General features: G+C 45.4%; 13 protein-coding genes. 5 read left to right on the top strand and 8 right to left on the bottom strand.

Translation table 11 applies throughout. The features are described 5' to 3' along the window. Positions 1 to 91: 91 nt before the first annotated feature. From BMX95_RS28870 to BMX95_RS28865, 3 genes are all read right to left on the bottom strand, one after another. Positions 92 to 2,539, bottom strand: a complete 2,448-nt coding sequence (locus tag BMX95_RS28870; RefSeq protein WP_081200009.1) for a TonB-dependent receptor — start codon at positions 2,537 to 2,539, stop codon at positions 92 to 94. Between the two features lie 137 nt (positions 2,540 to 2,676). After that, the gene (locus BMX95_RS34680; protein ID WP_081200011.1) at positions 2,677 to 3,006 is read right to left on the bottom strand and encodes a hypothetical protein; all 330 of its coding nucleotides are present in this window, start codon (positions 3,004 to 3,006) and stop codon (positions 2,677 to 2,679) included. Positions 3,007 to 3,059: 53 nt separating this feature from the next. After that, a complete protein-coding gene (locus BMX95_RS28865; RefSeq protein WP_081200013.1) occupies positions 3,060 to 3,404 on the bottom strand; it encodes a winged helix-turn-helix transcriptional regulator in 345 nt (114 codons plus the stop codon). A gap of 91 nt (positions 3,405 to 3,495) precedes the next feature. Here BMX95_RS28865 and BMX95_RS28860 point away from each other — a divergent pair, with 91 nt between their 5' ends. Beyond that, positions 3,496 to 4,236: an SDR family NAD(P)-dependent oxidoreductase gene (locus BMX95_RS28860; protein ID WP_165758902.1), complete on the top strand. Its 741-nt coding sequence runs from the start codon at positions 3,496 to 3,498 to the stop codon at positions 4,234 to 4,236. 382 nt (positions 4,237 to 4,618) lie between these two features. On the opposite strand, the gene BMX95_RS28855 is transcribed toward BMX95_RS28860, so the two are convergent. Continuing rightward, positions 4,619 to 5,041 (bottom strand): hypothetical protein, encoded by a 423-nt coding sequence (locus BMX95_RS28855; RefSeq protein WP_014217921.1) that lies wholly within the window; start codon positions 5,039 to 5,041, stop codon positions 4,619 to 4,621. 814 nt (positions 5,042 to 5,855) lie between these two features. After that, complete coding sequence (locus tag BMX95_RS28850; RefSeq protein ID WP_081200017.1) at positions 5,856 to 6,113, bottom strand: hypothetical protein; 258 nt, start codon at positions 6,111 to 6,113, stop codon at positions 5,856 to 5,858. A gap of 74 nt (positions 6,114 to 6,187) precedes the next feature. On the opposite strand from BMX95_RS28850, the gene BMX95_RS28845 reads away from it, so the two are divergent. Further along, positions 6,188 to 6,982 carry a mechanosensitive ion channel family protein gene (locus BMX95_RS28845; RefSeq protein WP_081200019.1) on the top strand — a complete coding sequence of 265 codons (795 nt, stop codon included), beginning with the start codon at positions 6,188 to 6,190 and terminating at the stop codon, positions 6,980 to 6,982. A 2-nt stretch (positions 6,983 to 6,984) separates the two neighbouring features. Here BMX95_RS28845 and BMX95_RS28840 read toward each other — a convergent pair whose 3' ends face one another. Continuing rightward, positions 6,985 to 7,818, bottom strand: a complete 834-nt coding sequence (locus BMX95_RS28840) for an SDR family oxidoreductase (RefSeq protein ID WP_081200020.1) — start codon at positions 7,816 to 7,818, stop codon at positions 6,985 to 6,987. Positions 7,819 to 8,122: 304 nt separating this feature from the next. On the opposite strand from BMX95_RS28840, the gene BMX95_RS28835 reads away from it, so the two are divergent. After that, on the top strand, positions 8,123 to 11,152 hold the full coding sequence (locus BMX95_RS28835) for an ATP-binding response regulator (RefSeq protein WP_081200022.1): 3,030 nt from the start codon (positions 8,123 to 8,125) through the stop codon (positions 11,150 to 11,152). 1 nt (position 11,153) lies between these two features. Here BMX95_RS28835 and BMX95_RS28830 read toward each other — a convergent pair whose 3' ends face one another. Next, a complete protein-coding gene (locus BMX95_RS28830) occupies positions 11,154 to 12,026 on the bottom strand; it encodes a ThuA domain-containing protein (protein WP_081200023.1) in 873 nt (290 codons plus the stop codon). Between the two features lie 88 nt (positions 12,027 to 12,114). Between BMX95_RS28830 and BMX95_RS28825 the strand changes: the two genes are divergently transcribed. Both BMX95_RS28825 and BMX95_RS28820 read left to right on the top strand, forming a co-directional pair. Continuing rightward, a complete protein-coding gene (locus BMX95_RS28825; protein ID WP_081200025.1) occupies positions 12,115 to 13,056 on the top strand; it encodes a hypothetical protein in 942 nt (313 codons plus the stop codon). 272 nt (positions 13,057 to 13,328) lie between these two features. Further along, on the top strand, positions 13,329 to 13,952 hold the full coding sequence (locus tag BMX95_RS28820) for a hypothetical protein (RefSeq protein WP_207631576.1): 624 nt from the start codon (positions 13,329 to 13,331) through the stop codon (positions 13,950 to 13,952). A 32-nt stretch (positions 13,953 to 13,984) separates the two neighbouring features. On the opposite strand, the gene BMX95_RS28815 is transcribed toward BMX95_RS28820, so the two are convergent. After that, positions 13,985 to 14,629: an NAD(P)-dependent oxidoreductase gene (locus BMX95_RS28815; protein WP_081200027.1), complete on the bottom strand. Its 645-nt coding sequence runs from the start codon at positions 14,627 to 14,629 to the stop codon at positions 13,985 to 13,987. Between the last annotated feature and the right edge of the window lie 113 nt (positions 14,630 to 14,742).

The raw sequence follows: 14,742 nt of genomic DNA, 5'->3' as shown, positions 1-14,742 counted from the left end.
CCGCCTCTTATGAACGCTTAACAGCTAAAGCCGTCATCACAATGGATCACGGTACCGGTGAGGTGCTGGTTGTTTTTTACCCATGATCTTATTAATTCCAGATAAAGTCGAGGGGTACATTCAGTTTGATGCCGAAGTTGCGGCCCATATTGAATACGCCCATTCGGCCGGTAACATTATTTACTGCGGTGTATTTTAACCGGCTTAAATGATTTTGATAGGCTACATCGCCCAGGTTATAAGCCGTGAAACGAAGGCTGAAAAGAGTTTTCCCGTTGCTTACAAAATCGCCGCCAATGCCTGCATTGATCAGCCAGTAATCAGGAGTGCCAGTCTCAGTATTGAAACCGGTAAAGGGATGGTTTTGTTTAAAGGTATAATCACTTTCCAGGTTCATATGCAGGTTGCGGAGGGTTTTTCCCTTGGGTAAAATGGTAACGGCCAGATCGGTAAACAACCGGGCTGCGGGAATAAAGGGTATGTCTTTTGTTCCATCCACTTCATTTACGAACTGCGCGCGGGTGTACGAAAATGCGTTTCGGAAGTGCAGCCAGTCAAGCGGGTGGGGGTGGATGTCGAGGGCCAGTTCGGCGCCATATAAATTGGCATTGTTCTGGTCAAAGCGGTATACATTCAGTTCATTGCCTGAATTGGGATCGGTGAGAATGGAATCTGTTCCTGCACTACCCTGCACTTTTTCGTAAAAGATAAAATTGCTGAGGTGATTATAGAATAAACTTGTTTCGAGGGATACGTGTTGCGAGTTCAATTCAAAACCGCCATCTACCTGTAAACTGGTTTCCGATTTCAGGTCATTGGCGCCCACTTCATAGCGGTTGGTGCCTTCATGCGCGCCATTGCTGGCCAGTTCGGCCAGGTTGGGCGCCCTGAAACCCCGGGCTACATTGAATTTAAGTGTAACCAGGTCGCTGGTGGCATAACTCAGGCCTGCACTACCCGATACGTTTGAAAAGTTACGGGTAAAACCGGTGAACTTAAGCTGGTTGTCTACATCCATCGGTTTGCCGTTTACATGACGGCTATCGAACCGGATGCCCCCATTGAGCGACAATTTGTTTTTATGGTACTGGGTAAACACAAAACCGCCCAAATCGAACAGGCTGTAATCTGGAATGATCACTTCTTCGGCTTCATTGGTATTGCTTTGCGACATGCCGGTAAGACCAATGGTTGTTTTCCAGTTTTGGGTAGCCGGCAGGTGCCAGCGCAGGGCATAGTTTATTGTTTTCAAATTGAACCAGGCATCTGGTGTATTTACTTCATCGGCATTGCCAAATTCCTGCCGCTGGTTTTGCTGGTAACCGATGGTAACATCGAGGTTACTTTTGCCTATTACAAAGTTGTTGTCTGAGGCAACTTTAAAATGGCGGATGTGCTGGTAAGGGATCTCCGGTGTAATGGATTTAAAGTCTTCATGGGTGGCTATGCTTTCATCACCGCCGGGCAGGGCTTTTATAAAAGAACCGGTGGCACTGTCGCGATCGCCTTCGATCATGCCTATGTGCTGGTCAAAATTACTAACCAGTAGATGGCTGTAACCCCAGGTGCCGGTATAACCCAGCATGCCGCCAAAGTTTTTGTTATAGAATTTTGAGTTGAACACCCGGCCGTCGTATTTGTTTTTGTAATCTTCTGCCCCTTTGTAAGAACCGTATACATTCCAGCTAAAGCCATTTTTGGTGCCTGCTGCATCGCCATAAAACCCACGCAGTGCGTTGTTGGACTGGTATTCACCCAACACGTTTGCGGTAATGTGTCCTTCGGCTACCGGCCGTTGTGTAATGATATTGATAACACCGGCCAGGGCATCGCTGCCATACATTAAAGAAGCGGGCCCCTTCAATACTTCAACGCGCTGAATGCTGTAATCGTCAATTTCAATTCCATGTTCATCGCCCCATTGCTGGCCTTCCTGGCGAATGCCATCATTGATGGTAACAACCCGGTTATAACCCAGGCCCCTGATGAAGGGTTTTGAAATGGCCGGACCGGTTGACAACCCATTTACGCCAGGCACTGTTTTAGCCAGGGCATCGATGGCATTGGTGGCTGATACATTAAAGAGCTGTTCTCTCTTTAACACTTCAACCGGCTGGGGCGATTGCCTGATGCGGGTTGCGGAAGAAACGCCGGTTACGGTTACTTCTTCATTTTCTACAACGGCTTCCTTCATCGCAAAATCTTTTTGGGTTTCCCCATTTACGGTTACGGTTTCTATAATGGTTGAATAACCACGGTAAGTGATCTCAACCAGGTATTTACCTGCATTTAAATTGGTGATGCGGTATATGCCTTTATCGTTGGAGATGGTCCCTTTTTTCAGATCGTGTACGTAAATGCTGGCGCCGGGTAATGACTCACCTGTTTGGGCGTCGGTTATTATGCCGGTGAGTACACCGGGCACGGGGGCGGCAGCAGGAGTGGTTGAATGAGCAGCCGGTGCAATTTCCTGCTGGCTATAGGCAAATAAACCAAGTAAACTAAATATATATGTAAGAAAAGCACTTACCAGTTTCATAAATGAATGAGTTTGAACAGTCCGCAAAAGACCCTGTCTGGATTAAATTAGCTGAATTGTTTCCGGGATGTAATTGAATGCATACAATGACTTTAATGCAGCTGCATAAAAGGCGATGGTAGCCGGGGAAGAATAAATTAAGCTGTTACAACCGGAGGACCGCGAAGGGAATGGAAATGTTTGAAGACAGCCGGGATGGTGAAGACGGGAATTATGTGCGATTGTTCAACGATGGTTACCGGTACTTCAATTGAAGGAACGATGGTCTCTGTAAAAGGTAGATTGAAATCGTTGATGCAACCGCAGGCAAACTGTATTTCCTGGCCTGAAACAGGTTTTGATGACGTTGCGTGTTGTATGGAAGCGTGTAACCAGTTGTGCAGGTATAAGCCCACACCCATCTTCTGGCTGAACACCAGAATTAGTAGTATGGTGGTGAGCTTGGTTATGATCCGCTTTCCCGTCATCCCGACAAAAGTAGAAAAACTTGCAACATTATTACAGATTTTCTCTGCTAATTCTAATCCCTGTTTTTAGCGCCCCATTCTGACAGGCTTTTCAGGATCGGTTTCAGGGAGTTACCCTTTTCAGTTAATTGATATTCAACGCGGGGTGGAACTTCAGCATATACGATGCGTTTTACCAGGCCGTCTTTTTCCAGTTCACGCAGTTGTAAAACCAGCATGCGCTCGGTTACGCTGGGAATGGAATCGCGCAATTCGCTGTACCGCATTTTTCCCCGGAGCAATCTGAACAGGATAGCCGGTTTCCACCTGCCGCCAATGGTATTAAGGGTGTACGACATGCCACAGTCCTTATCCATTTGCTGTTTATTGAGGGTATTGGTGGAGTTTTCTTTTCGCATTACTTACATTTTTGATAGTACCTAACAACATTATATGTACCGGCAAATGTACAATGCAGCCTATAGTTTTGCAAGCAATAAAAAGAATTCTATGAAGCGTTTTACAAACAAGGTTGTGTTTATTACCGGTGGAAGCAGGGGCATGGGCGCAGGTATTGCTAAGCGTATGGCTGCAGAAGGCGCCAACGTGGTGATCACGTATGTTCATGCTGCGGATCTGGCAAACCAGGTGGTTGCTGCTATTAATAAATCGGGGCAGCAGGCACTGGCCATTCAGGCTGATAATGCTTCGCCTACTGCCATTAATGATGCTATTGAAAAAACGGTGGCTACGTTTGGTGGCATCGATATTTTGGTGAATAATGCCGGTATGTATGTAGGCAAACCACTGGCTGAATATACCCTGGCCGATTTTGACAAAACGATGTCAGTGAACGTACGGGCTGTTTTCCTGGCTTCACAAAAAGCAGCGCAGTATATGAAGGCAGGCGGCCGCATTATAACCATTGGCAGCAATATGGCTGAACGGGTTACATTCCCCACCGGCACTTTATATGCCATGAGTAAATCGGCGTTGATCGGTTTAACAAAGGGTATGGCCCGCGACCTGGGCAGCCAGGGCATAACCGTTAACCTGATACAACCAGGAGCGACTGATACCGACATGAACCCTGCCAATACTGCGTTGGCAGATGTACTACGGAGCGCAATGGCCATTCCTAAATATGGCGAACCGGAAGATATAGCCGAACTGGTAGCCTACCTGGCCAGTGAAGAAAGCCGTTTTATGACGGGCGCCTCGCTGACCATCGATGGTGGATTTAATATTTAAGGGAGTAGTTAAAAAACAGGGGCATGCATATACTGCACGCCTCTGTTTTTATTAGTCAGTTATTTATTGAACGGTTATTTTATGAACGTACTTTGTTTTGTTTATGTGGATGGTAACCAGGTAAAGTCCTTTTTGCAAACCGGGCAGCCACAGTGGTGTGTATAAGTGCGCAGGCATTTACCGGCAGGCATTAAAAAACCCTCACTCCGAGTGGAACGAGGGTTTTGTATTGACATGTTTGGTGAGGCAGAAAGATTACAATGAAACATTTCAGACGAGGGATTACAAAGACGAAAATGTACCTGTATCCTGCTCCCTGTTGGGCTTCACATCAAAATAACTTACTCCATTGGACACACTTTTTTTATACCAGTTACGCTTATTAAACGCTTTCCCACATGGTATTTTCGGTGGCTATCACCTGCATGGTTCCGTTAGAGGATAATGTTACATTTTTTAATGTGTACAAGCCGGGCTTGCAGTTTCCTGGAACTGTAAGTCCATCAATGATTGCTTCGGCCGGTAAGCTGCCTCCGTCACCGGCATTAACCTTTTCAGTGATCTCGATTGATTGCATTGGGCAGAAATAAAGCACCATTTTGCCAAAGTTGCTTTCCAATCTAACCGGTGAAATGTTAGCTGTCACTGTTTCGCCATGCGACAGTTTTTCTTCTTTCATTCTTTGCTGCAGTACATGCGGTTGAGAATAAGAAGTAATTACCACCGGAGTTGATTTTTCTGACTCTGTGGGTTTGCCCTTTGCACCAAAGAGATTGCTGAAAAGGGAGGTGTGTTCTTTTTTCATATCTCTTAAATTTTTAGTTACAAAAAACAATACTAAAAAAGAGGTCATCTTATACGAGCGTATAATCTGGCTAATAACTTATTGTTCCGATCTGATCAGTAAATAGGATACAGAGCATTGTACAATTCGTCTTTCTTCGGATTTGTTAGCGGTGTTATAAAGGTTCCATCCATATTATCGGCTAGTAGGGCGGAGCTAAAAAGAGGATAATATGATTCAATTAATACTTCTGAATTAGACAGCGCTTACCTGCAATCTGCTGCTTTAAATGTATTGGTGATATGCATGCAAAAGGTATGCTGTTATTAGCTATGCTTTCGTTCCGGATAGTTCCCAAAATGGTGGTGGTCAAAATTGTGTTTCCTTAATTCATCAATCGTTCCGGTACCTGTAATGAAGTTGTTGAAATGCTTTTCCCCCACTTTGCAAACGCACTCGTTGTGTGCATACTACCAATTTAAAAAGAACAAAAATTATGCCGGGCGAACTATTCCTTCCTGCTACAATAATTCCATGCTTCTTTTGAGAGATCCTTTATTTGGTGTTGTTATTCTTTGGCCAAAGGCAGATGGTTATTTGGTCTTTCACTTCTTACCTATACGTTGAATTGCTGTGCTGCGTTGGCAGTGATAACTCGTTTGCACGGTGAAAGAAGTGTTAATACATGCCGGTACTTAATCGCATGTATCAAAAAGACCTTAACAATAACAGCTGCCGAAAGCGATACCACTCATCCTTTCTATTGTAAGCAACCGGAAGTTTTACGCTAACCTAATTTACTTCTTTTTTCTGGTTTACAAATGCACCTGCCACATTAAAATTTATAGGGGCAGTTAATTCCAACAAATTTGAATGTAACTGTTAGGTCAGTAAGCACTACAATGTCTGATGTAATGCCGGCCGGGATCAGAGTACTGGCCTGTTTGTTAAAATGAGGCTGTTTACCATCGGGTCTTTTGGCAAAGTCACCGAGGTTATAATTGCCGGATTTGGGCCGTTTGGCCAAAAGCGCCAAACTGTTAATCTCCGGGGTAGGTTTTCCCCAAAGCGCCAATTGTTCTGCACGTTTCAACAGGCTGGTTTGTTAACCTGGGTTGGCATTGATTTATAGGGATAAGTGTTGATATGTATCAAATGTTGTCCGTTATGGAAAAATGGTTCGAACTGGTAAAACAAAAGTTGGAGTCCTGGTTAGTGCTGTTGATAAAAATGCTGCCTAACCTGCTATTGGCCATTATCGTATTTACGGTTTTCTTTTTTGTAGCTAAATTCCTGCGGAAGATAGTGAACAAACTGTTGATAAGGGTATCTCACAAACCTACCATCAGCGGGTTGTTTTCCTCCATATTTTTTATAGTGGTGCTAGTGGTTGGCCTGTTTATCAGTTTGCAGTTGCTGCATCTTGAAAAAACCATTGCTTCCCTGCTGGCAGGTGCTGGTATTATTGGGCTTGCCCTGGGGTTTGCATTCCAGGACCTCACCGCCAATTTCATTTCGGGGGTGTTTATCATTTTCAGAAAACCTTTCGATGTTGGGAATATTGTAGATACAAACGGTTTTACCGGAATTGTGGAAGAGATACAATTGCGGTCTACTACCATCCGCACTTTTGATGGCCTGCACATTATGTTGCCGAATAAGGAAATATTCCAGAAACCAATTACCAATTACTCATTGAGTGGCAAACGGCGCATCGATGTGGTGCTGACCCTGTCTGGTAAACTGGACCTGCAGGCCATTGAGCAACAAATAAGAGACGCATTGGCAAAAGTGCCAGAGGTAAAAGATGATAAAGTACAAATACTGTTTACCGACTATAATGGCGATACGGTTAAAATGGAAGTGCATTGCTGGATTGACAATACCATCGGGATGGGCTACAATAATACCCGCGACAAGGTGTTGCGGCAAATACATGCTGCCGTTACTGCTCATTTATAATGTTATCCATTTATGATGGAACCACCGTTGGGGTGCAGTACCTGTCCGGTCATATAGGAAGCATCTTTCGATGCCAGGAAAAGATAACTGGGGGCAACTTCAACCGGTTCGCCTGCCCTTTGTAAAGGGGTGTTTTCGCCATGGTGTTTGTTGCCTTCTTTGTCATTGGTAGCAGTGGCGAGGGGTGTCCAGATGGGGCCAGGGGCCACGCCATTCACCCTGATCTCTTTATTGATGAGGCTGGCCGAGAGGCTGCGGGTAAATGCGACAATGGCGCCTTTTGTGGCACTGTAATCCAACAGTAGGGCATTGCCCTGGTAGGCAGTTACTGACGTGGTATTGATGATGGCACTGCCTTTGGGCATATGGGGCAAGGCCGACTGCGTGATCCAGATCATGGCAAATACATTCACCTGAAAGGTATGGATCAGGTTTTCGGTGGTGATGTCTTCCAGGCTTTGCGTTTGGTGCTGGGTGCCGGCATTGTTAACGAGGATATCTATGCGGCCAAAATGTTTTACCGTTTTTTCAACCAGCTGCCGGCAAAATGTTTCGTTACTGATGTCGCCGGGTATCAGCAATGCTTCCCCGCCATATTTTTCTATGAGTGTTTTTGTTGATTGGGCGTCTTCATGTTCGTTCAGGTAATTGATGACCACTTTTGCGCCTTCCTTGGCAAACAGAATAGCTACCGATTTACCGATGCCGCTGTCGCCGCCGGTGATGAGGGCAATCTTGTTTTTTAGTTTACCTGCGGGCTGATGGGTTATATCATCCACTATAGGTTTATGGTCCATTTGCTTTTCGCTGCCGGGTAGTGTCTGGATCGGTTTCATGACCATGTATTTCCAGATACAGGAAAAAAACTGTGCCTGCGTGTACCCGTGTTCAAACCCGGCCGTGTCGTTTATGACGTCTTTGTCGGACTATTAAGAAATAGGCGGCTGGTCAATGGCATATCATTTGAAAGTGTAACACCAAAGACAAAGCGTTTTGTTGCAAATGCTTACTATGAATGGATTGAATGAGTAGACCGGTTCTATTGACAGTAGGCGTTTTTGCCTTTTGCTGGGTAACATATTACTCATCCTGAGGTAGCAATGCAATACAAAATATGCTTGTACCAAGGCATACAGCAACATGGAAAAGAATATATCTATAAACAATCAATTGGATTTTCTATCAGGTGGTGGTGGCATGGGGGAACGGATCCGCAATTTCGACTGGGGAAGCACACCATTGGGAGACCCGGAAACCTGGGATCAGGGTTTAAAGACCTGCGTTCGTATTATTCTTACCTCGGCACAACCCATGTTTGTTTGGTGGGGACCTTCTCTTATCAATATATATAATGATCAATATGCGCATTTTTTGGGGGTAAAACATCCAACCGCGCTGGGCGCCAAAGCAGAGGATGTATGGACTGAGGTTTGGGACCTGCTGCTTCCCAAGATAAAAAGCGTAGAGCAAAATGAAGGTACTTATGACGATTCTATGTTGTTTATTATGGAGCGTAAAGGATACCAGGAAGAAGTGTATGTATCGTTTTGTTATAGCCCCGTACCGGGTGATGGCGGCACCATGAAAGGCCTGTTCTGTGTTTGTGCCGACAATACCGAACGGATCATTAATGAACGGTCGTTACAAACCTTACGTGACCTGGGCGCCATTGTATTTGATGAAAAATCATTACAGGTTATTTACCGGAACTTAGGCGAAGTATTAGGGAAAAACAATAGGGACTTTCCTTTTGCCATGGTATACAAACTAGATGGGAATGGCAATACGGCTACCCTCACCGCTTCAGCCGGCACGAACAATGAGCGATACCTGCTGCCTGCAGTCATTGACCTGGATGTTCCCACAACGGAAACGCAGGAATTTTGCCACGCTTATGCCGCTAATAAATTAACGGTTTCTGAAATAAATACATTCAACCAGGAAATTCCAAAGGGGGAGTGGAAAGCAGCTGCCACAAAATTTGTTTATATACCTATTTCGGCCGTAGGCAGCAACCATCCCTATGCTATCATTTTTGCTGCGTTGAACCCTTACCGCCTCTTTGATAATAATTTCAAACAATTTTGTGAGCTGATCGGTGAACGGGTTTCCCTGGAGATCAATAAATTGCTGGCCATTGAAGAAGAAAGAAAACGGGCAGAAGAACTGAAACAGATAGATAAAGCAAAAACTGTTTTCTTTAGTAACATCAGCCATGAGTTCAGAACACCACTTACCCTTATACTGAACCCGCTGGAAGAATTACTCAACCAGCCTGTGAGCAATTTGTCGGTTACTGAGAAACATAGTGTGGAAACTACCCACCGGAATGCGCTTCGGTTACTCAAGCTGGTAAATACCTTACTCGATTTCAGCCGGATTGAATCGGGAAGGCAACAGGCCAGTTATACACTTACCGACCTGGTTGACCTGACTGGCAATCTTGCTGCCAATTTCAGGGCCGTTATCGAGAAGGCCGGTATGCAACTCATTATTAAAGCCGATGCTATTATTCAACCGGTATACGTTGACCGGCAGATGTGGGAGAAGATTGTTTTTAATCTGTTGTCCAATGCTTTCAAGTATACCCTTACGGGCAGTATTACAGTGGAGCTGGCGGAAGCAGGCGGGTATGCGGTGCTTAAGATCATTGATACCGGTATTGGTATTCCCGAAGCAGAACTGCCACATATGTTCGAACGTTTTCACCGCGTGCAACAGGTAACGGGCCGCACTTTTGAGGGCACTGGTATAGGTCTGTCATTAATTAAAGAATTTGTGTTGCTGCATAAAGGAGAAATCTGCGTTGAAAGTGAGTTAGGGAAAGGCAGTACATTTACCGTTCGGATGCCATTGGGTAAGGAACACCTGCCACAACAGCAAATAACGTCGGTTGACCTCGATTACCACAATGGTATGCCGGCTTCCAGGATGTATGTGGAAGAAGCCGGTACGTTGCTGGTAAAGAACAACACCTTACATGAAGTAGAAGTCGCTGACAGCAACGGTTTGCCAATGGTGCTGGTAGTGGATGATAATGCCGATATGCGTGATCACCTGCAGGCTGTACTAAGGACTCGTTTTAAGGTGATCACTGCCGGTAATGGCCAGGAGGCATTGGAGAAAATACAACAACAGCAACCGGCGCTTATTTTAAGTGATATCATGATGCCGATATTGGATGGTATCGGATTGTTGCAGGAAGTAAAAGCAAACAAAACCACCGCACATATCCCTGTTATTTTGTTAACTGCCCGTGCAGGTGAAGAATCGAAGATCGTAGGGTGGGAAACCGGTGCGGATGATTACCTGACCAAACCATTTTCTTCAAAAGAACTGATCTCCCGCATTGCCTCCCAGATAAAAACACAACAGATAAGAACCGAAGCATTGATGGATATTGCCGAACAGAAGAAGTATGCTAAAAAGCTGGAAGAAATGAACCGCGAGCTTACCAAAATGAACGAAGAGCTTACTTCATTTGCTTATGTAAGCAGCCATGATCTGCAGGAACCTTTGCGCAAGATCCAGATGTTCAGCAAGCGCATTTTGGAAAAAGAAATAAATTCGCTGAGCGAGGAAGGGAAAAACTACTTTTACCGAATGGATAATGCTGCCAGCAGAATGCAGCTGCTGATAAACGATCTGCTGACGTATTCCCGCACCGATACTTCGCAAAAGCATTTTGATAAGACCGATCTCAAACTGCTGCTGGCAGAAGTGAAGCAGGAGTTGTTGGAGAAAATAACAGCCACCGGTACGGTTATCGACTGCGGGCCATTGCCTGTGTTATCTATTATACCTTTCCAGTTTAAACAATTATTCACCAACCTCTTTACCAATTCCATCAAGTTTGCGCGGCCAGGCGTGCCACCACATATTACCATAAAAAGCGAGGTGGTGGATAGTCAAAAGATCGACAAACCAAATGTTAATGCGGACAGGAAATACTGGCATATTACCATCGCCGATAATGGCACCGGGTTTGATCCTAAATTCAGCGAGCAGATATTTGGTTTGTTCCAGCGTTTGCATGGCCGCAAAGATTATGAAGGCACCGGTATAGGCCTGGCCATCGCCAAAAAAGTAGTAGAGAACCATAATGGCCTTATTGCAGCTGAAGGAATGGAAAACGAAGGCGCTACCATTCACCTCTACCTGCCTGCATAAACTACCTGGCAACCGTATACAAGGTACCTTTTCCTGTTTTCTTGCCTGCCAGCCAAAACAGGCCATCGATGATCAGCTGGCAATAATCCTTGTTGTCAAACTGAAAGGACAATTCCTTATTGGTTTTATTGTCGTAATCTATATCATTATGCCCCATGTTCACGTACAACAGTTTGTATTTCCTGTTCGTCCATACTACGGGGTAATATCCTGAATGCCAGATCTCGTGTTGTTTAGGGCCTGTGCCCAGGGGAAAGCTGGTTGAATCGATGGACAGCAATATTTCGATATCCGGGTTTTTCCGCAGGTCATGCTCCCATTTATACCATTCGTTCGGTGCAGATTTAAAGGTTACAGGCAGGTGCCGGGTTACAGGATGTTTGCTGTTTTCAACCCGTAAGACAGCAGGCGTTGGGTGCCAGGTATTACCGCTGTATTGGCCCGCGCCCAGCAGGGTATTGTGGTACCAGTCCCAGTTTTGCGGATAAGTAGAAGGTGTTAAGGCAAAACCGGCAAAATGGAAACTCAGCAAACCGCCGCCCCGCTGCATATAATTTTCCAGGGTGGCTCGTTGGGTACTGTCATCCGGACGCGTATCCAGGAAAATAACCACCTGGTATTTGGCAAGATTATTCGTGTTCAGCAGGCTCCAGTCATTGGTAGAATCGTATTGGAAATGATACGGGGCTGCCTGTTGGGCGAACCATTTATTGGCTTCATGTACAAAACTGATGTGCGCCAGGTCATGTTTGGCGGTGTAAAAAGCCAACACATTAAATGTTGCTTTTTGCTGACTGAGGGCATGGGGAATTCCTGATATATGAAGAAAACTTACAATGATCAGAATACGAACTAAGGTCTGTTTGGCTTGCATCGTTACCGGAAGTTTGTCTTTTTTAAAATGCAGTTCTAAAGTACGTTTTTTACACCAACTGAATGCGGGTTAATGATTAATCTTGCATATGGAACAATCCATAGGAAAAATAATTGCCCAACGCACGGGAAACGAGCAGCTGATCAGTATACTGGCCGATGAACTATCGGGCACTGACCTGACCTCCCTGTTGCTGGAGGTTTTTGCGCGCCGGGCACAGCAGCTTACGGCGCCCGAGCTGCTGAAGCAGTATGAACAGAACCGTTTTGTGCAACCGGCGGAAACAGACTTTATTCATTTGCTGGAAAAATCGGTACAAACATTAAAATGCCTGGCTGGCCATCAGTTTAAGCCATTGCAGGTATCGCCGCTCAGCCAGCTGGGTACCTGTTCGGTGGTGGCAACAGTTGACCAGGATAAAGTGGTTTCGGCTTTACGCAACTGTGAGGTACTGTCCGATGCAACCAATGCACTGGCGATGTATATCAGCAGTCAAAAGAAAAAGCAACAAAGCAATGATGGCGGTGGCCACATAAAATACTGTACTACGCAGCGGCATGTGCGGTCGCAGCCTTTTCAAATAAAAGGATTCTCTCCGCATTTTACCATCGGCTGCCTGGTATCATCAGGTGCCGATACCGGGAATTTTGCTTTCGAAAAGAAAGCGATCGCCGAACATTTTGCAGCGCTGGGAGATGTGCTGACCAATGTCTTTGATTGTGGCCCGGTCAGGTTCAGGTTGCAGCAACGGGAAGGCTACCCGGATACTTTTATCCCTGCCATTTTGGAGCATCTTCATCAACAATTTCCAGCACTGGAAGTTACCCGGGATGAAACCCCCGGTTCTAACAATTATTACAAAGGGCTTCAGTTCAAAGCAGTGATCACCCTGCAGCAGCGTGACTTTGAAATTGCTGACGGCGGCCTGGTTACCTGGACCCAACAATTGCTCAATAATAAAAAAGAACGCTTCTTTATTTCAGGGTTCGGTCTTGAGTTACTGAATAAACTGGAAGAAGGACTGATGTAATTCTAAAATAACAAGAGCCCCGATTGAAATCGGGGCTCAATTGTATTTATACGTCTCCCTATTTAACTAGTTATAAATTTTTCAGTGATGGAGTGCAAACTTATCCTGCACGCACGCTGAAAAATCTGCCATGTATGTCAACGACCGTTTTTTGTATGTAAATGACAAAAACGGCCTGTATGAATGCCACCGGTCACTGCGAATAACCAGCAATAACAAGGGTTACCTGTTGCGAGGGCAAATGCCTTAACTTTTACAACAACACCCTTACTATGAAATACACCATCACATTCCTGTTAACCATTGCCACGCAAATGGTGCTGGCCCAACAATCGGAACTGACTACAGACAGCTCCGTTGCCATTCCGCCTGTACAATTTGACGCAAAAGGCGCCCTGATAGTAACCGCCTCGGCTACTTCTGCCAATAATGATTTTGATTTCCTGGCCGGTAAATGGAAAATGTATCACCGCCGGCTGAACAAACGGCTGGTAAACTGCCACGACTGGACGGAGTTTGTTTCCTGGGACGAAAACGAGCCCATTCTGGCCGGGAAAGGAAACGTGGATACGTACCGTACCACCGAAATGCCCGGGATGGAAGGGCAGGCATTTGAAGGCTTTACGCTGCGTACTTTTGATCCTAAAACCAGGTTATGGAGTTTGTATTGGGTTGCCAGTAATGTGGGGGTGTTGGATCCGCCGATGGTAGGTTCCTTCGAAAACAATATTGGTCATTTCTTTTGTAAAGACACCTACAATGGAAAACCAATTCTGGTGGTGTTTCGCTGGGATGCGCGCAATAAAGAACGCCCCATCTGGAGTCAGGCATTTTCAACCGATAAGGGTAAAACCTGGGAATGGAACTGGTACAACGTATCTGAAAGGGTAAAATAACAGTGAGCCCTTGCAGACCCACTGTTTCAAATTTATACATTGGCGATGAACGGGCTCTTTTTTACACAGGTTGTAGCAAAGAGTTGTTCAATAAGAAAATTCGCCAGGTTACCTGCATGTATGGCATCACCCGGGCAATCCGTTAAGCTCACCGCAATTCCGCTGCGTTCAGCTGTTAACCCGATCATCGGAAGCCGTACGAGTGTCCAGTCAACCGAACTACTCGCCAGCAGTTCATATTCCAGTTGTTTATTGGCCGTAGAAACCGGGTAGGTGTTTTTCATCCAATCGGTGGCCAGGGCTGTTTTACCGGTTTTATTGTCAAAAGGCGTGTCAACATTCAATCCCGTGGTAACGATATACCGCTGAATTCCCCAGGCCTGCATAGCGCGTAGCACATGAGTAGTTGACAAGCTGAAAATGGTGGGCTCGCTGGCCGGAATACCCAGCCCCAGCATGCTTATAACCGCCTGACAGCCTTCCAGCAGTTTGTTTACAGCGGCGTAATCAGTAACATTACCGGGAACAACTTCAACCAGTGGTTCGGTAGTTTGAAATGAAGCGGGGTTTCGAAGGAGCAGCCTAAGGGGAAAGCCTTGTGTAATTAATTCCTGAACAAGAAATTTGCCTGATTTACCTGTACCGCCAATTACGGCGATCTTTATTTTATGGTCCATAATCTCAATGAATAAAAATTGATAAATAAATAACCATTCCCACTTTTCAGTAAGAAAAGCCGGACAAATGAGCCTATCAATATTTTATCAGGAGATTTTAATGCTGCGAATAT

Origin of the sequence: Niastella yeongjuensis, assembly GCF_900110245.1 — a bacterium.
GTDB classification, from domain to species: Bacteria; Bacteroidota; Bacteroidia; order Chitinophagales; family Chitinophagaceae; genus Niastella; species Niastella yeongjuensis.
Note: the sequence above shows the minus strand (reverse complement) of the source record. Positions and strands in the feature narration are given on the sequence as shown.